Genomic DNA, 16,900 nt, shown 5'->3' on the forward strand with positions numbered 1-16,900 from the left:
GCAATGCCACTGCCTTAAAAGATCATGTTGGTTTTGGCTGTAGCGGGTGCAGGACGATCCGGTAGGTGACGGTCTGAACGGCCGGGGTGTTCGCGGGGCGTCGGTCGTAGCGGTTGGAGCCACCGCGTTTGCGTGCCCTGGGTGCTGTGCGGCCTTCCCGTTTCAGTACGAGGTTGGCGGGTTTGCGCAGTTGCGTGGCAAGGTGTCTCACCTCGCGGACGAGGTGTCGCGGGGGGAGAGAACCGCCCGCGTGGCACTGTCGCGGGCGGCTTCGAGGGTGCGTTTGAAGCTGATCCTCGAGGGATCGAGGCCGGATGTGGCCGCGTGGTCGATCAGGTCGCGTATGGCCTGGTAGACGCAGACCATGGCCCAGAACTCCTGGGCGATCATCGCGGGGGTCTTGGAGCGTAGGACCACCTCGGGGCCGCCGCGCTGGGTGGTCTTGAGGTCACCGATCCCGGTCTCGGCCTGCCAGCGGTCATGGTAGAGGCCCGCCAGGTCACCCGCCGGGGCGTGGTCGGGATCGAGCAGCGTGGTGGCCAGGCAGAACAGTTCCGATACCTGCTCGCCTTTGTCGTTTTCGGTGATGACGCTGTACTCGACGACGCGCACGACGATGGGCGGTCCGTCTTTCTTGCGCGGTGGCCGCAGTTCGCTGAGATAGGTGCCATCGTCGAGCACCGTCCGCACCGGCAGCGCGAACGATGCCGACATCCGCCAGCACAGCGCCACGCCGGTGGCCGCGACCTTGCGCCACAGCGCGTAGGAGGCAAAGTTGCGGTCGGCCAGCAACAGCATGCCCGGCCCGAGGACAGGGAGAAGATCGTCCATCAGGGTCTGCTCACCGGTCCGATACGGCCCGTAGGCGGCACCGAGTAGGGACCGGGTCCCCGACTCGGCCAGCGCCAGCGCCCGCAACTGCGGATACGGGTTGGGAGTGTCGGAACCGTTGGTGCCGCGCCCGAAGAACTCCTCGTTCTCCTTGGTATCAGGCACATCCAGGGTGAATCCGTCCACGCTGAGCACCCGCAGCTCCCGGTGGAACACCCCTGGCGTGCCCGGCGTGCCAGTAGGACCGGACACCCGGCGGAACAACAACTTCAACGGATCGGCCCCCAACCGTGCCTTCGCCCTGCTGATCGGCCCGGTCGTGGGAGCCTCCCAATCCCCCCAACCCGGCCCCCGCGCCGCATGCGCGTCGGCGAGCTTGGACATCACCAGCCCGTAGCCGGATCGCATGAACAGCCAGCAGGCCAACGTGAAGATCATCACCAGTCGGGCAGGAAGCAGTCGGACCCGAACCTCCCGCACGTCCGCCTCGTCGATCACCTCGTCCAACAGGTCGTTGGTGAACGTCTTCGCCAACACCCCGATCGAGATTCGGTCGGGGAGCCGCTCCAGAGCAGCCTTCACCTCACGTGTCACACCAGCCACGCGACGATCCTAGCCCATGTCGATCACTTAAGGCAGTGACATTGGGTGGGGCTCTGGTTCACCTACCAAGAAAGGTAGCTATTCAGCTGTGACCTGAGTGAACCGTACCGGGTGAGTTGGAGGCACTGATCCTTTGGGACTGGGTTCGTGGCTGGGCCCGAAGGTCTAACCAGTTACCGATTCAGTCGGGTCGCCCGCCGACGGGATGTTCGACTTGCCGAGGCAGTGGGTGTGTAGTGCTTGCTGGCGGGAATCTGGTCCGAGATCCAGGCGATTCTTCCGTCGAGCGTGCAGGCAACCCCTGCCCGTTCATTCCGGTGGTCTTGTGTTTCCGGAGTGCAGGACTGGACGTGAGGCCCATGACCAGCACGGACGACGTGGTGTTCGGCCGGATGGGCGTGCCGGATGCTGGTGACGCGGCCGTGGTCGACCTGCGGCGTCTGGTGCCATTCGCCGTGGGGTGTCGTGGCCCACCACACCGATCATGCCCTTCCGCTGGACGCGGTTGTTCGGCGGGCTTCGCCCGCACGTGGTCGCTCCGGTGGCGGTTGTGGCGGCCGAGTTGTGTCAGGCGGTTGCCTCGGGCCGTGATCTCGCGTTGGCCGACTTGCGCGGTGAGATGCCCGCCGGTTTGGTGGGTTGGCTTGGGGACGGTGTGCCGCAGGTGCTGTGTGTGGTCGCGTGGGTTGTGGTGTGCGCGGCGGCGGTCTCGGCTGCTCCGCCTGCCCTAACGGACGATTTTGGCGATCAGGTCGTGTATCGCGCCGCGAGACACGGGTAGCGACACGCCGGGTCGTTTGCTGTCTCGGACGGCATTCAGGTCCTGCCGAAGCTCCACACAGTCCGTCGCGTTGCCCGAGCGGGACGACTTACGCCACTCCATGATCACAACCTCTCTCTCAGTCTCTCGATCATACTGCGACTTTCCGCCCCGGAAAGGGCCACCCGCGCCAGCTTGTCCCGCACGTCCTCGTAGTGCCGGACCTCGGCGTCATGCAGGAACACGCCGCTGCGCAGGAGTTCGACGTGAATCACCGGCGACGCCCGGGGGAACTCGATCAGCAGCCAGGAGTGCAGCAGCGTGGCGTGGGCCTGCCGAACCACCCGGATGGTGTGCCCTCTGGTGTAGGAGTCGAGCAGGTGTCCCAACTGCTCCCTGAGCGACTCGATACCGCCGAACGGCACACGGAGCGCTCCCTCGTAGATGAACGCCGCGTAGTCGACCTTGGGCAGCACCTGTTGGCGGCGCAGCCGCGCCATCCATCGGGTCTCCACGTCCCGCATTTCCGCGCCATCGGCGAGCATGTATCCCACCGCATAGTCGTGGGTCTGCAACAGTCCCGGGATCACCATGACCGACCAGTTCGTGAGAGCCCGAGCTGTCGACTCGTAGCTCGCCAGCGTCCCGAGATCGGGGAGCACTCCCGGCAGCGGCCGTGACCACCAGCCCGATTGGCTGGCCGCGCGGGCGTTCTCGACCAGCTCGTCGCGTTGTGCGGCGGGCACACCGTAGACCGCCAGCAGCGCCGCGACGTCCTCGCTGCTGACGTGCCGCTTGCCGTTCTCCGTGCGACTCAGCGTCGCCGCCGACCAGCCGATGACCGATGCCGCCGCTTCCAGACTGAGCGTGGTCTGCTCCTGCCGAATGGCCCGGAGCTGCGCCCCGAGCGTCCGGTCCCGCGCCTGCGGCGTTCTCCGCTGCCCCACCATCCGCATCCTTTCCGCTATTGCAAATTGTCCGACCCATGCCGCAAAGGAGCCTACAGTGTGGTGACGACATGAGCACAGAGAGTGCGAGAGGGGGTCGGCGGTGACGAACACAACGCCAGGCGCGGCGCTCAAGTTGGTACCGCCGGGGGGTAGCAGCAGTGACGACAATCGAGTCATCTGGTACTTCGATGAGCGAGCCAAGGACATCCGGGCGAGTTGTTCGACCGCCGGCTGTTCGTTCACGATCACGTTCGACGGGCAGCCGTCCATCGACGCCGTCCGGTGTCATTTCAAGATCAACCACACTCGCTGGGACCTGAGCAGATGAGCGGAACCGGCGCGCTGTCCGGCCGTGCTCGGAAAGCGGCAGGCACCGACCCCAAGAACCCGGAGCGACGTTCGTGTCCACACCGCACGCATTGACCACCAGCCTCGATCTGACCACCGGGCCCATCGGCTACCGAATCTCCGAGGACTACCTGGAACTCTTCGTCGGCGCGGACGACTCGGCAATGACGATCGCGCTCAACTTCTCCGCAGAATGCGTGATCACCCTCGCCTCGATCATCGAACACGCCATACCGGCGCTGCGCTCGAACCAGGCACTGATGGACATCGGCCAGTTCAATTACCTGACTGAGCCTCGTCAGCACACCATCACGATCGGCGACACGCTCAGCGCGGAACAGCATCCACACAAGCCGAGCGACAAGTCGGTTCTTGTGTCCAGAGCCGGGTAGTTGGTCGGCGGGGAGCCGGATCGCGATGGTGAAGTGGTCGGCGTCGTGCGAGTGGGACGACGAGTCGGGTGATCTCGAACAGTGCCCCGAGCAGGGGTTCGGGCGCGTCGTGAGTGGCGATTCCAACCGGTGGGGCCGAAGCGTCCTCGGCTCACCTCTCGCCCATCTGCGGGCAGTCCGGGACGGAACCGTTGTGGCGCAGGACATCGGAGACCAGCGAGTCGGTCCCGCCGTATGCGGTGGCTGGCTGGTGGCGGACATCGCCAGCCCGGTGGAATCCCCGAATGCCAGAACGTGCGCAACATGCCTCCGTACTTTGGTCGGCGGCCACCCACAGCCTTGATCCGCACTCCTGGATTGGGCCGTTTCGGGTGTGAATCAGCCGATCGACGCACGGCATGTGCCACGATTTCGGCCATGGCCCGGGTGGAGTGCTCGCTCGCTGAACTGGACGCGCTCGGCGCGGCGCTGGATCTTGCGGTGTGGCGGTTTCCGTTCACCACCCCGCATTTCGGCGGGGTCGGCCGCCCCGAACTCTTCGCCGCCGTCAACACCAGCCTCACCCGGCGAGGACTGATCCACGGAGACCGGTTCGACCCCGACCTCGTACGGACCCTGCGCCGCTACGCCACCGGGCCGGTGTCCATCGCGGTCAACGGCATCACCGACCGATTCCACGTCACGGCGCTCGCCGTCCTCGGCGCCCGCCACGGCGTACTCGCCACACTGCGCGAGGAACACATCACCTTCCAGGCGCTGCCAGCAGAAAGCATGGTCCGCGCCCTGGTCGCCGCGCTTCCGCCGCTACCGCCGGGACCAGGCGCCTCGGTGAGCGTCACCGGCCAACAGACAACCGACGCTCCATCCGCCGTGTCCGGCTTCATGCAACGGGCACGCCCGTACGCCGAACAAGACCGCCACGCGGCGCAACGAATCCTGACCCGCCCCCGACGCGGCGGCGGCTCATTCCTGATCAACGCACCCACCAGAGCGGGCAGGCCCGGACCCAGCGAAACCGTCTCCTGGATCGACACCGACGCGGGCCGCTACGCCGTCACCGTCACCACCGGCCCAGACGGCCGCCGGCACGTGACCTACCTGCCCGCCGACCTCGCCAGGATCGAGCACCACATCCACCGACTGCTCGCCAAACACACCTGATCAGGACGGAACCAGCGGGGTCCACCACGTCGTCTCAAACCGTGGTTGCGCGGCAATCACGGCTGCTACCGTTCACTCTGGGTAGACGGGGAGGCGGGGAGAGTGACAGTGAACCTGTGGGACAGCTTCGCCGGAATCAACAACGCCGCACAACAACTCAAAGCCGCAGCCAAGGAAGGCTTCACCGTCGCCGGGCCAGGAGCCCAGGTAATGATCGACGCGGTCATCGAAATGCAGGACGTCGTGCGCGAGGCGCTCGCCAATGCCGACCGGTTCGGGCAGGAACCAGCGTTGGGGCAGACCCCTGCGGCGCAGGTGTACAAGCCGTTCATGGCCTCCATTGCCACCGACCGAGTGCAGGGGTTCGTCCCGTTCATGCAGGGCCTGCAACGGGATTTGGCTGATGTCGAGGCGTCGCTGCGGCAGTCGATGACCGCCTACCAGGACAGCGACGAGACCGGCGCGAGCGGCATCACCGCCGCAGGCTCATGAACAGGGACCGCAACGTGACACCCACCACAATCGCGATCGCCAGACGCGCGGCTATCACCGCGACGGTGGTCATGATCAGTGTTGGTTTGGCCGCTTGCGGCGACACGGCAGCGCCGGGCACCCCGGTGCCGGTGACGACGACAACTGGCAGCAATTCCGAGACCGCTACCAGCACAGCAGCGAGCAGCACCTCAGCAAAGTCCGAATCGCTGGCCGACACCAACCCCTGCGATCTTCTCACCAACACGGACAAGGCCACCCTAGGCGTCACGAAAGTCTCGGGGCCCGAAAGGTTCGGCACCGGCCGAATCTGCCGACTGAGGACTCCTGAGGGTGGCGTGGACCCGGGCATTCGAACCGACGTTGGCCTGGCTGGAATCGTGGTCGACGGCGCGATCAGCGATGTGACGATCGGGTCGCATCAAGCGAAGCAGATGCGAACCACCACCGGCGGCTGCTTTGTGTTCATCGGTGTCACAGCGTCGTCGCGGGTAGATGTCCTCGGCAGTGATCGTCAGGGTGATCAGGATGAGGCGTGTGATTTGGCGTTGCGGGCGGCGAAGTTGATCGAGCCGAATTTGCCGGAGTCGTAAAGGGGTTGGTGGGCGATGGGTGGAGAGAGGCCGGCCGCTGATGTGGCGGCGGAGTACGGGATTCGGGATTACGGTCGTGCGCCGACGGTGGATGAGTTGCGGGAGCAGATCGTGGCGGAGGGGCGGGCGCGGTACGGGCCGTTCCTGGGGCCGTTGATGGGCATGCTCAACACGTTGGGCCAGACCGATGACAAGCTCGACGCGCAGGCGCGGCAGTTGCGGGAGGGCATGTTGACCCGCACTGCGCCGGGTGCGCCGGGTGTGCACTACGAGGGCATCCCGCACCAGCAGTTGTGGGACGCGGTGAACAACGGCGTCGACCCGGGCGCGGTCGGCTCGGTGGGCGAGGCGTGGATTCAGGTCGGCAACAGGCTGGTTGGTCTCGGTGACGTGGTGGCCAGGGCGATCGGCGGCAGCGAGACCACGTGGACCGGTACCGCTGCCGAGGGGGCGCGGCAGGCGATGGCCGGGTTGGCCAACAGATCCGGGGAGGCGGGGAAGGCATCGCAGCTCGCGGGGACGGTCGGCACCCAGCAGGCGCAGGCATTGGCCACGGCGAAGAACACCGTGCCGCCGCCACCGAACCCGCCCTATGACCCGCGAGCGGCGGCGCAGCAGTTGCAGACGATCACTGATCCGGTCGCCTACGCGCAGCAGGCCCAGCAGAACCAGGAGCAGGCCGCCGCGCAGCAGGCGGCGCATCAGCAGGCAGCGCAGGCCGTGCGGACCTATGACCAGACGCTGACCGCGACCGCGTCGGCGGCGCCCGCGTTCGCCCCGGCACCGCCTGCCGCCGCACCTGCTGACGGTCACGATGGCCCCGGTACGGAGTTGAAGGGCGGTTCAGCCGAGCGGTCCCGGGGCGACGTGGGTGGTCGAGGGACGGCAGGCGGCGGCGGGTCCGGTCCGACCGGTGGGCAATCCGGCCCCGGCGGTCCTGGTTCTGCGGTTGCGGGCCAGACCAGCAGCTCGGGTGCCGGCCCGATCAGCGCGCCGGGTACAGGTGGTTCGAATCCGGCCGACCGACCTGGCCTTGGGCCACGACCCGACAATCCGCACTGGGCGCACGGTGGTGTCGGCCCCAGCCCGGGCGGTGTCGGACGAGGTGGTCCCGGCGGGTTTGGTGGGAAAGGCGCAGGCGGTGGGCCTGGTTCTGTTGGCGCGCCCGGTGGCGGTGGGCGCGCGGGAGTGTCCCCGCTTGGCGGGCCGGTCGCCGGGGGCGGGACTGTCGGGGGTCGTGGTGCCGGGCGGGCTGGTGCGGCGGGCACGGGTGCCGGCATGGGCGCTGGTGGGCGCGGCGGTTCGGGTGCGGACGACATCGAGCACCTGAGTCCTGACTACCTCGTCGAGGCCGACCCGGATGGCTTGTTCGGCACCGACGAGATCACCGCGCCGCCGGTGATCGGCCTGTGATCATCCGAGCACGGACAGTTCGATCGAGGGCGCGGGAGCTATCGGCCGGGTTGGCCGGCAGGTTCGGGGATGGTGTTCGGCAGGCATAGCGGATGGTGGTGTGTGCGGGCGCGGTATCGGCCGACCCACCTGCTGACCGGCTGCTCGATCGCGTAGTAGGTCACCGTGGCCAGCGCCACCGTGACCCCGGAAACCACGGCCATGGTCAGCAGGAACGGCGCCCGGAACGACGGCGTCTCGGTCACCGCCAGGTAGCCGCGCAGTACCGGGAGGTGCCACAGGAAGATGCCGTACGAGATGCGGCCCAGGAAGCGGCTGACCGGGTTCGCCAGGATCAGCCGCGTACGCGGGTGCGGGGTCGCGGTGATCAGCGGTACCAGGAGCATGGCCGCGATGACGGTGTAGAGCAGGGTTTTCGCCAGGGCCTCCCACGGCCTGGTCGATTCGAGCACCGTCTTGCCGCCCGCGAGCGGGGTGCACGCCACCACGAACGCGCCGCCCGCGATGAGGAGGCAGGTGCCGGGCACGGCCGCGATGGTGCCCAGCCACTCGGCGGGTCGGTCGTCGGTCCGGGCCCACTCGGCGATGACGGCCAGCGCCATGCCCGCGCAGAACCACGGCAGGTACCCGGGCAGCCACATGCCCGACAGCGTGGCGGGCGCGAACGGCGCCGCGTGGATCAGCGCGCTCCACACGTAGCCGCCCAGGGCCAGGACGGCGAGACCGGCCAACTGCGCGCGCGCCCTGGTGGCGGGGCCCGCGCCCCGGGCGAGCCTGCCGAGCACGAACGCGAACACGGGCAGCAGCACGTAGAACACGGCCTCGGTCGCGAGGCTCCACGTCTGTTCCAAACCGAGCGGAAGCCGCAGCGGGAAGTAGATGTGTGTCAGGCCCAGCGGGATCGCCCAGTCGAGCGGGGTGTGCAGCCACTGCCGGTTGAACACCACGAGCACGGCGATCGCGGCGACCCAGTACGCGGGCAGGATGCGGGCCGCGCGGCGGAGCAGGTAGCGGCGGACGTCGGGGGTCGGCTTGTCCGTGAGTGCGGACGCGACGAACGGGCGGTAGAGCAGGAATCCCGAGAGGGCGAAGAAGATCGCCACGCCCAGGTCCAGTCTGCTGGTTATCGCGCCCGCGAGGCCGGTTCCGGTGGGCAGCCCGGCGTCGAAGCCGACATGGGTGGTCAGCACGGCGAACGCGGCCACCGCGCGCAGGCCGTCCAGGGCGGGCAGCGAGCCCTGACTGCCTGCCATGGGGCTCCTCGCGCTGGTCACCGATGTGTCCGAAGTGAGTCTTTACGGCACTGTCTCTTCTTATTACCAGCCGGTATCGTACGCGAACATTGCCCACCGTCCAGGGACGAAAAGCTCGGAGGCCGTAGTGCGACCCAAGGTGTTCGGCTTGATCTCACTCGCATTGGGCGCACTCATGGTGGCGCTTATTCCGTTGCTGAAGTGGTACGTCGAACCCAGGGTTCTCAAGATTCCGCTCGCCCCGACCCTGCAGCAGTCCTTCGCCGCGGGCCTCAACGTCAAGCACCTCGACGTCCAGGCGGGCGTGGCCGACCCCACCCAGGCCGTCAAGACCAGCAACCTGGACTCGCAGGACGACTACCGGGTCGACCTCAACAAGAGCACCGACGAGGTCATCGTGTTCGACCACGACCTCAAGGTGTCCAACCGGGACGGCCACGTGGTCACCTTCGGCCGCGAGCGCTTCGCTCTCGACCGGCGGACCGGCGAGTTCGTGCACGGCCCGCAGTACGACGAGACGATCAACGATGTGGCCGCGGTGCCCAACGGCACGCAGCACGAGGGGCTGATCGTCAAGTTCCCGTTCGGCACCGAGCAGCAGGACTACCCGCTCTGGGTCGCCGCGATCGGCAAGTCGCTGCCCGCGAAGTTCGTCGCCACGGACTCCGTGCAGGGCCTCGACGTCTACAAGTTCGAGCTGACCGTGCCGGAGACCGAGGTCGGCGACCCGGTGGAACTGCCCGCGCTGTGGGCGGGCGAGGGCGCCCAGGGTGAGTCACTGCGCCTGCAGATGCACTACTCCAACACCATCACCTACTGGGTCGAGCCCGCGACCGGCGTCATCGTCAACGGCCAGCAGCAGCGCCGCCAGGTCCTGGAGGACAGCAGCGGCGCCGAGAAGATCGTGGCCTTCGACGGCCGGATGGCGTTCACCGACGAACAGGTCACCGCGTCGCTCGACCGGGCCAAGGAGAGCCGCGGCCAGGTGCTGCTGATCACCACGATCCTGCCGATCATCGTGGCCGTGCTCGGCGTGCTGTTCCTCGGGCTGGCGATCTTCCTGCTCCTGCGGGCCAACCGCGGCGAGGCGAACCGCGGCACAACCCGGGAAACCGCCGACGCCTAGCACCTGCCCCTTGGCGCCGCGACAGTCCGCCTGGTGCTGTCGCGGCGCGGCGCACCGGAGGTTCCGCAAAGTGCTCACCGCAGTCGGGGCGTGGGAACGCTACGCGGGGAAAGCCAAGCCGCGAAGGGAAACCAACGCCGCTGGGGCGGTGACGTGGCTCAACTGGACCCAGTACCCCGACCACGGCCCGGACGAGTCCGTGCTCGGCGACCTCAGTGGCGCGAGAGTGCTGGAGCTGGGCTCGGGCACCGGGTCGAACCTGGCGCACGTCGCCACTCTCGGTGCCCGCTGTGTCGGTGTGGACCTGGCTCCCAGTCGCGCCGTGGTCGCCGCTGACACCTGGGGCCACGTGGCGGACCTGGAGTTCGTCACCGCGGATGCCGTCGACTACCTTGCCACCACCACGACCAGCTTCGACGTGATCTATTCGGTCTTCGGTGCGGTCTGGTTCACCGACCCGGCTGTGCTACTTCCCTTGGTGCGCAACAGGATGACCGCAGGCGGGGTGTTCGCTTTCGCCCAGGTTCCGTTCTCCGGTGAACCTGCGGCCGGTGATCGGGCAATCGCGAAGTGGAACCACCCCACCAGCCAGTGGGCACAGGTGTTGACGGACATGGGATTCCACGACGCGACTGCCGAGGTCATTGCCCCGCCCGCCTGCCGCGAGCAGGGGACACTGCTTGTTCGCGCACGGAACAGGTAGGTGTACCGCATCGCTCGGACAGGGCCGTTTGGTCCATGTTGGGAACCCCGGTGACCTGCTAGCTTCACCCCACTGGGATGAGTCTGATGGACTGGGGAATGGCCATGCGGGACTTGGGCCGACGTTTGCTGTGCGCATTTTCGGTGATCGGTGTCGTGGCGGTGGGGTCGCCGACCCTGCCTGTCGCGCAAGCCGCGGCGCCGCCGGTTGGGGGGATGACCGGGGCGCAGCTCACGACGCTGTTCGACAATTACGGGGACACCAGCGGCCGGTGGAGTGGCGCCGACAGCACGGCGTCCGTGCCGCTGCCGGACGGGCGGATCGCCTGGCTGTTCTCGGACTCCTTCATCGGCACCGTCAACCCGGACGGCTCCCGGCCGACGAGTTCGGCGTTCATCAACAACTCCATCGTGGTGCAGGACGGCTCGGCGCTGGTGTCCACTGTGCACGGTGGGTCGCCGTCGGTGCCGCAGTCGCTGGTGGCCGCGGGGCCGGACGAGATGTACTGGGTCGCCGACGGGACCGTGGAGGCGGGCAGCCTCAAGGTCCTCTACAACAAGTACCGCAAGGTCGGCACGGGGTCGCTCGACGTCGTGCTGGCGGGCACGGCGCTGGTCACCATCGCGCTGCCCGCGCTGACCGTCACCAGCAAGGTGGACCTGCCCCTCGGGACCGACATCGCCTGGGGCGCCGGCATTCTGGAGGACGGCGGCTACACCTACCTCTACGGCTCCGAGGACCGGCCCGGCCAGGTCCGGTTCGCCCACCTCGCCCGCGTGCCCGCGGGCGGACTGGCGGGGGCGTGGCAGTTCTGGAACGGCACCGGTTGGTCGGCCGCGGTTGCGGACTCCGCGCGGCTGCCGCTGTCGGGAGTCGGCACGGCGTTCGGCGTGCAGAAGATCGGCGGCCAGTACGTGGTGCTGACCGTCGACGGCAGCCTGCTGTTCAACCCCGCCGTGGTCGCCTACACCGCGGCCTCGCCCACCGGTCCGTTCACCGGCCCGATCGACCTGTTCGTCGCCCCGGAGCCCGCGCAGGGCCGCGCTCAGATCGTCTACGACGCGCGGTTCCACCCGGAACTCGCGCCGAGCGGCAAGATCCTGGTGTCCTACAACGTGAACAGCCTGGAGGACGGCGCGGTCTACCAGGACGCGGGCATCTACCGGCCGCGGTTCGTCGACATCGCGTGGCCCCGGCCCACCCCCGACCCGGCGACCGTGCCCGCCGCGCCCACCGGGGTCGCGGTCGGCGTCGACCGAGGTACCGGCGTCGCGACCGTGTCCTGGACGCCGCCGCCGGGAACCGGCCTGACCTACGACGTGTGGCACCGCGACGTGACCGAGGGCGCCACGCACTTCGTCAAGGCGGTCCGCGACACCGCGACCACCGCCACCCAGGTCGGCATGCTCGACACCGGCCACACCTACGAGTTCAAGGTCAGCGCCGCGAACGCGGTGGGCGAGGGGCCGATCTCCTCGGCCGTCAGCGTCCTGGTCACCATCGACCGGCCCGCCGCGCCAACGGGTATCGCCGCGGTGTCCACACCGGACGGTCGGGTCACCCTGACGTGGAACCCGGTCCACGCCGCCTGGCGCTACGACGTCTACCGCAAGGACGTGACCGCGGGCGACCCGGAGTTCAGCCGGATCACCGACGGCGACCCGGGCGACACCACGTTCGTCGCGGAGTGGCTGGAACACCAGCACGCCTACGAGTTCGTGGTGACCGCGACCCACGGCGGCGGTGAGTCGCCGATTTCGGCGGTGGCCACGGCGACCGCGAGCTACGCCCCCGCGCCGACGCCCACCGGGCTGACCGCGACGGCCCTCACCGACGGCCAGATAAGGCTCACCTGGGCGGACGCGGGCACGAACCTGTGGTACCAGATCTACCAGCGCGACCTGTCCATCGGCGAGACCGCGTGGACCAAGCTGCCCATCCCGATCGTCACCTGCTGCGAGATGGTCGCCGGGTACCTGCTGCACGCGCACCGCTACGAGTTCGCCGTGGCCGCGATCAACCGGGCGGGCGAGTCGCCGCGGTCCGTGACCGCGCAGGCCACCTCGGCCTACCCGCTGCCCGGTCCGCCGAGCGCGCTGACCGCGTCCGCGGGCGACGGCGCGGTGACCCTGAACTGGACGGCGAGCCCGACCGCGGGCGCGTGGTACTGGGTCTACCAGCGGAACGTGACCGCGGGGGAGACCGGGTTCACGCGGCTGCCGTATCCGCTGACCACGTGTTGCACGATGGCCCCCGGCTACCTCGCCAACAACCACGAGTACGAGTTCAAGATCACCGCGGTGGCGCCGGGCGGCGAGTCCGCGTTCACCAACACGGTGCGCGCCACCCCGCGGCTGCCGCTGCCCGCGCAGATCACCGGGCTGACCGCGACCGCGCAGAGCGACGGCGGTGTCCGGCTGAGCTGGTCGGACCCGGGCGAGCCGGTGTACTTCTGGATCTACCAGCGGGACGTGACCGCCGGCGAGACCGGGTTCACCCGGCTGTCACTGCCGACCTCGACGTGCTGCTCGTTCACCGCCGGATACCTGGCGCACAACCACGTCTACCAGTTCAAAGTCGCCGCCGAGAACTCCACCGGGCTCGGCGCGCTGTCCGTTGTCGCGCAGGCGACAGCCCGCTACTCACCGCCGCCCGCGCCGGGCGGCATGCGGGCCATCTCCGCGGGCGACGGCACGATCGATCTCGACTGGAACGCCGCGGGGCCGAACCTGTACTACTGGGTCTACGTGCGGGACGTGACCGCGGGCCAGGGCTTCACCAGGTCGGTCTACCCGACGCTGAACACCTCCGCGACCATGGGCCCGTTCGTGCACGGCCACGTCTACGAGTTCAAGGTGACCGGGGAGAACGCGGGCGGTGAGGGCCCGGCGTCGAGCGTCGCGCAGGTGACCTCGATCGGCGGGCTGCCGCTGCCGCCCTCGGGGCTGAACGCCAGCGCGGGCAACGGGCAGGTGACCCTGTCGTGGTCGGCGAGCCCGACGCCGAACGTCTACTACTGGGTCGAGTACCGCGCGGCGGGCGGCTCGTGGCAGCGCCTGCAATACCCGGTGACCACGTGCTGCTCCAACACCGTCGGCTACCTGCTCAACGGCACCACCTACGAGTTCCGGGTGCGCGCGACGAACGTCTCCGGCGACAGCGGCGCGACCAACGTCGCCTCCGCGCGACCGCTGCCACCTCTGCCCGGGGCCCCGTCCGGGCTCTCGGCGACCCCGGCAGACGGCCGCGTCACCCTGCGGTGGACGGCCAGCCCCAGCCCGGACGTGTACTACTGGATCGAGTACCGCCCGGCGGGCGGCTCGTGGACCAGGCTCAAGTACCCACTGAGCACGTGCTGCACGCACACCGTGACGTACCTGCTGAACGGGACCACCTACGACTTCCGGGTGCGCGCGACCAACCTCGCGGGCGACAGCGGGGCGTCCAACACGGCGACCGCGCGGCCGATGCCGCCGATCCCGCAGGCCCCCGCCACGCTGACCGCGGTCGGCGGGCACAAGCAGGTCACGCTGAGCTGGGGCGCGAGCGGTACGCCGAACGTCTACTACTGGGTCGAGTACCGCGCGCTGGGCGGGACCTGGGTGCGGTTGCCGTACCCGGTGGCGAGCTGCTGCACGCACACCGTGTCCTACCTGCCGAACGGGGTGTGGTTCGAGTTCCGCGTGTTCGCCACCAACCTCGCGGGAGACAGCGGCCCGTCGCCCGCGGTCAGCGCGCGGCCGATGCCGCCCGCCCCGCAGCCGCCCACCTACCTGTCGGCTTCCCCGGACGGGTTGTTCTCGGTGCGGCTGAGCTGGGGGGCGAGCCCGACCCCGGACGTCAGCTACTGGATCTACTACCGGATGGCGGGTGACTCGGGCGCGTGGCAGCGCTCGGCCTACCCGGTGTCCGGCACTTCGATCAGGCTCACCGGCGGGCTGTTCAACGGCGAGCTGAACGAGTTCAAGGTGACCGCGGAGAACATCTCCGGGGTGAGCACGGCGACCTCGCCCGACGAGGCGGTGCCCGAGCGGCGGATGGGCGGATTCGGCTACCGGTTCGGCAACTGGGCCAACGGCAGCAATCTCCTGGTCGCCGGGTGGCCGTCCGGCCGGTGCGAGGACTCCGATCACCAGCGGATCTGCTACGACACCACCTCGAACCTCACCGGCCAGCCGATGACCGTCGGCGACTACCTGCTGTGGTCGCAGAGCGAGGGCGCGTTCGACGCCAGGATCACCTGCGAGGCGTACAAGCGGGCCAACGTACGCCGCGAGCGGGGTCGCTCCTACGCCGACAGCTACGGGCCCGCACTGCTGCTGCACGAGGGCCGCCACTCCACCCAATGGTCCTGGCACAGCAGCGTGCCCGCGTACATGGCCGCCTACGGCGCGATGTCCCTGGCCTCCCTCAAGGTCTACGGGAACGCCTGGCAGGGCAACGCCTACGAGATGCAGGCCAACCTGCACTGGGGCGGCTATCTGAAGTACTCGACCAGTCGCTACTTCAACGACTACGACGGCCGGTGCAACTGGTTGTACTGAGGGCTCAGGCGCCGGGTTTGCAGCTCGGCGGTTGGCAGAGCAGCCTGCTCAGAGCGGCGTAGAAGATGTCGCCGATCTTAGTGGGGTCGGGCGTGGTGAACGCCTGACCCCCCGAGGCTTTGGCGATCGCGTCGAGTTCGGCGACGTCGATGTCCGGGCCGATGCCGATGCCGACGATCACCAGGGGGCGCCGGGGGTCCTGGAGCTTGGCCAGTTCGGCGAGGAGCTGGTCGCGGGTGATGCCGTTGCGGTCCTCGTTCTTGCCGTCGGTCAGCACCACGACCAGGTTGATCCGGCCGGGCTCCCAGTTCTGCCTGGCGGACTGGTAGGCCGCGAGCACGCTGTCGTAGAGGCCGGTGGCGCCGCCCCTGACCGACTGGACGGCCCGCAGCTTCTCCAGCGCACCGGCCGCGAGCTGGTCGGTCACCGGCAGCACGGGAAGCAGTTCCTTGTAGTCCTTGTCGCCGTCGAGGTTGGTGGAGAACAGCCACATGCCGAACTTGGTCGTCGGTCGGAACAGGCCGATGCCGAGTTCGGCGGCCTTGAGCGTGACGGCCATCCGGTCGAGTCCGGTACCGGGCACGGGCTCGGCCATCGACCCGGACACGTCGAGCAGCACCTGCATCCGCGAGCTGAGGTTGACCCCGGCCCACTGGTTCAGCACCCCGTCGACGTCCTCGGCCCTGGGCGGGGACACCTGCTCGATCGGCGTGACGACCGTCCGCTTGTCCTGCGACCGGTCGCGCAGCGCCTTCCCGTCCGGCGCCCGGAATCCGGCGTCGGCGAAGGTGGTCACCGCGTCCTGGGCGATCAGCCTGGCCAGGAACTTCTGCGCGGCGGCGCGCTTGTCGCCGGTGGTCGTGGGCAGCACGGTGTACGGGTAGTCCAGCGACGGCGCCGCCGGGTCGGCGTACGCGGCCACCAGCGGCGCGGTCGAGCTGGTGATGTTGTGCTTGAGCAGCGCCTGTTCGGAGGACGGGAACGCGCCCAGCGGCTCGGCCGGGCTGCCGCCGCCGGGCAGCCGGGCGAACAGGTCCGCCGACAGCGGCAGCGTGTTGGCCGAGAGCTTGCGCAGCGTGGTGGTCAGCGCCGCGCCCGGGTCGGCCGCGCGCTTGGCGGCATCGCGCACGCCGAGCAGGGCGGCCACCCCCACCGAGTCGCGGGCCGGGTCGGGCAGGCCGACCAGCGCGTCCGGCGCGGCGAGCACGTCGGCCCAGGTCGGCTTCCTGCCGGGCCAGCCGAGGGTGTCCGCGAGGTCGTCGGTCAGCGCGAGCACGACCGGTGACGAGGCCACCGAGGTGCCGGAGACCGGGGTGGTCCACGCGCCCTTGTCCTGGGCGCGCTGCAACATCAGCGACGACTCGGGCAGCCAGACGTCGGGTTTCTCGGAGCCGTCGGACAGCGCGAGCGACTCCGCCGTGCTCGCCGAATCCCGGTTCGACACGGTGACCTGGTAGCAGGACTCTGTGTCCATTGTGGACACCCGGTTGGCCGCTTGGTCGACGATGGGGGCGATGTCGGGCGCGGCGGTGACGTTGAGGACGGTGGTGGACTCGCACGCGGGCCCGCTGAGCCGGTCCCGCACGAAGTCGAAGGCGAACCACCCGACCAGCACGAGCACCAGCACCGCGCTGAGCAGCACGATCGGCGCGCGGAAGCCCGCCTTGCGCCCCGTGGTCGACGAGTGTCGTCCCATGGGTGGTTCGCCTTCCAGCAGCTACGGACGGATCA

13 protein-coding genes are annotated in these 16,900 nt (G+C 69.0%); 8 read left to right on the forward strand and 5 right to left on the reverse strand.

The features are described from left to right. Positions 1-207: 207 nt before the first annotated feature. The 3 genes from ACT4N7_RS19025 to ACT4N7_RS19035 all read right to left on the reverse strand — a co-directional run bounded on the left by ACT4N7_RS19025 (position 208) and on the right by ACT4N7_RS19035 (position 3,141). Entirely contained in the window at positions 208-1,434 is a 1,227-nt protein-coding gene (locus ACT4N7_RS19025) for an IS4 family transposase (RefSeq protein ID WP_444830122.1), read from the reverse strand. A gap of 727 nt (positions 1,435-2,161) precedes the next feature. Next, positions 2,162-2,317: a DUF397 domain-containing protein gene (locus ACT4N7_RS19030; RefSeq protein WP_444830123.1), complete on the reverse strand. Its 156-nt coding sequence runs from the start codon at positions 2,315-2,317 to the stop codon at positions 2,162-2,164. Positions 2,318-2,319: 2 nt separating this feature from the next. Continuing rightward, positions 2,320-3,141, reverse strand: a complete 822-nt coding sequence (locus ACT4N7_RS19035; RefSeq protein ID WP_444830124.1) for a helix-turn-helix domain-containing protein — start codon at positions 3,139-3,141, stop codon at positions 2,320-2,322. 404 nt (positions 3,142-3,545) lie between these two features. Between ACT4N7_RS19035 and ACT4N7_RS19040 the strand changes: the two genes are divergently transcribed. From ACT4N7_RS19040 to ACT4N7_RS19060, 5 genes are all read left to right on the forward strand, one after another. Beyond that, the gene (locus ACT4N7_RS19040) at positions 3,546-3,884 is read left to right on the forward strand and encodes a hypothetical protein (RefSeq protein ID WP_444830125.1); all 339 of its coding nucleotides are present in this window, start codon (positions 3,546-3,548) and stop codon (positions 3,882-3,884) included. A gap of 417 nt (positions 3,885-4,301) precedes the next feature. Then, positions 4,302-5,045, forward strand: coding sequence for an ESX secretion-associated protein EspG (locus ACT4N7_RS19045; RefSeq protein ID WP_444830126.1), 744 nt, complete (start codon positions 4,302-4,304; stop codon positions 5,043-5,045). 108 nt (positions 5,046-5,153) lie between these two features. Beyond that, positions 5,154-5,537: a hypothetical protein gene (locus ACT4N7_RS19050; protein WP_444830127.1), complete on the forward strand. Its 384-nt coding sequence runs from the start codon at positions 5,154-5,156 to the stop codon at positions 5,535-5,537. A gap of 14 nt (positions 5,538-5,551) precedes the next feature. Further along, positions 5,552-6,130 carry a DUF3558 family protein gene (locus ACT4N7_RS19055; RefSeq protein WP_444830128.1) on the forward strand — a complete coding sequence of 193 codons (579 nt, stop codon included), beginning with the start codon at positions 5,552-5,554 and terminating at the stop codon, positions 6,128-6,130. Between the two features lie 87 nt (positions 6,131-6,217). Continuing rightward, positions 6,218-7,543 carry a hypothetical protein gene (locus tag ACT4N7_RS19060; RefSeq protein ID WP_444830129.1) on the forward strand — a complete coding sequence of 442 codons (1,326 nt, stop codon included), beginning with the start codon at positions 6,218-6,220 and terminating at the stop codon, positions 7,541-7,543. A gap of 38 nt (positions 7,544-7,581) precedes the next feature. On the opposite strand, the gene ACT4N7_RS19065 is transcribed toward ACT4N7_RS19060, so the two are convergent. Further along, a complete protein-coding gene (locus tag ACT4N7_RS19065; protein ID WP_444830130.1) occupies positions 7,582-8,796 on the reverse strand; it encodes an acyltransferase family protein in 1,215 nt (404 codons plus the stop codon). Between the two features lie 148 nt (positions 8,797-8,944). On the opposite strand from ACT4N7_RS19065, the gene ACT4N7_RS19070 reads away from it, so the two are divergent. The 3 genes from ACT4N7_RS19070 to ACT4N7_RS19080 all read left to right on the forward strand — a co-directional run bounded on the left by ACT4N7_RS19070 (position 8,945) and on the right by ACT4N7_RS19080 (position 15,169). Further along, positions 8,945-9,922, forward strand: coding sequence for a DUF3068 domain-containing protein (locus ACT4N7_RS19070; RefSeq protein ID WP_444830131.1), 978 nt, complete (start codon positions 8,945-8,947; stop codon positions 9,920-9,922). 70 nt (positions 9,923-9,992) lie between these two features. Then, positions 9,993-10,625 (forward strand): class I SAM-dependent methyltransferase, encoded by a 633-nt coding sequence (locus ACT4N7_RS19075; RefSeq protein WP_444830132.1) that lies wholly within the window; start codon positions 9,993-9,995, stop codon positions 10,623-10,625. Positions 10,626-10,840: 215 nt separating this feature from the next. After that, positions 10,841-15,169, forward strand: a complete 4,329-nt coding sequence (locus tag ACT4N7_RS19080; protein ID WP_444830133.1) for a fibronectin type III domain-containing protein — start codon at positions 10,841-10,843, stop codon at positions 15,167-15,169. 4 nt (positions 15,170-15,173) lie between these two features. Here the strand turns inward: ACT4N7_RS19080 and ACT4N7_RS19085 are convergent, their stop codons facing one another. Continuing rightward, on the reverse strand, positions 15,174-16,865 hold the full coding sequence (locus ACT4N7_RS19085; RefSeq protein ID WP_444830134.1) for a substrate-binding and VWA domain-containing protein: 1,692 nt from the start codon (positions 16,863-16,865) through the stop codon (positions 15,174-15,176). Positions 16,866-16,900: the final 35 nt, after the last annotated feature.

Origin of the sequence: Actinokineospora sp., assembly GCF_052390155.1 — a bacterium.
Taxonomy (GTDB): Bacteria; Actinomycetota; Actinomycetes; order Mycobacteriales; family Pseudonocardiaceae; genus Actinokineospora.

Coding starts and splice junctions, on each gene's coding strand:
- ACT4N7_RS19045 (WP_444830126.1), top strand. CDS start 4,302: ATGGCCCGGGTGGAGTGCTCGCTCGCTGAACTGGACGCGCTCGGCGCG.
- ACT4N7_RS19030 (WP_444830123.1), bottom strand. CDS start 2,317: ATGGAGTGGCGTAAGTCGTCCCGCTCGGGCAACGCGACGGACTGTGTG.
- ACT4N7_RS19065 (WP_444830130.1), bottom strand. CDS start 8,796: ATGGCAGGCAGTCAGGGCTCGCTGCCCGCCCTGGACGGCCTGCGCGCG.
- ACT4N7_RS19080 (WP_444830133.1), top strand. CDS start 10,841: ATGACCGGGGCGCAGCTCACGACGCTGTTCGACAATTACGGGGACACC.
- ACT4N7_RS19085 (WP_444830134.1), bottom strand. CDS start 16,865: ATGGGACGACACTCGTCGACCACGGGGCGCAAGGCGGGCTTCCGCGCG.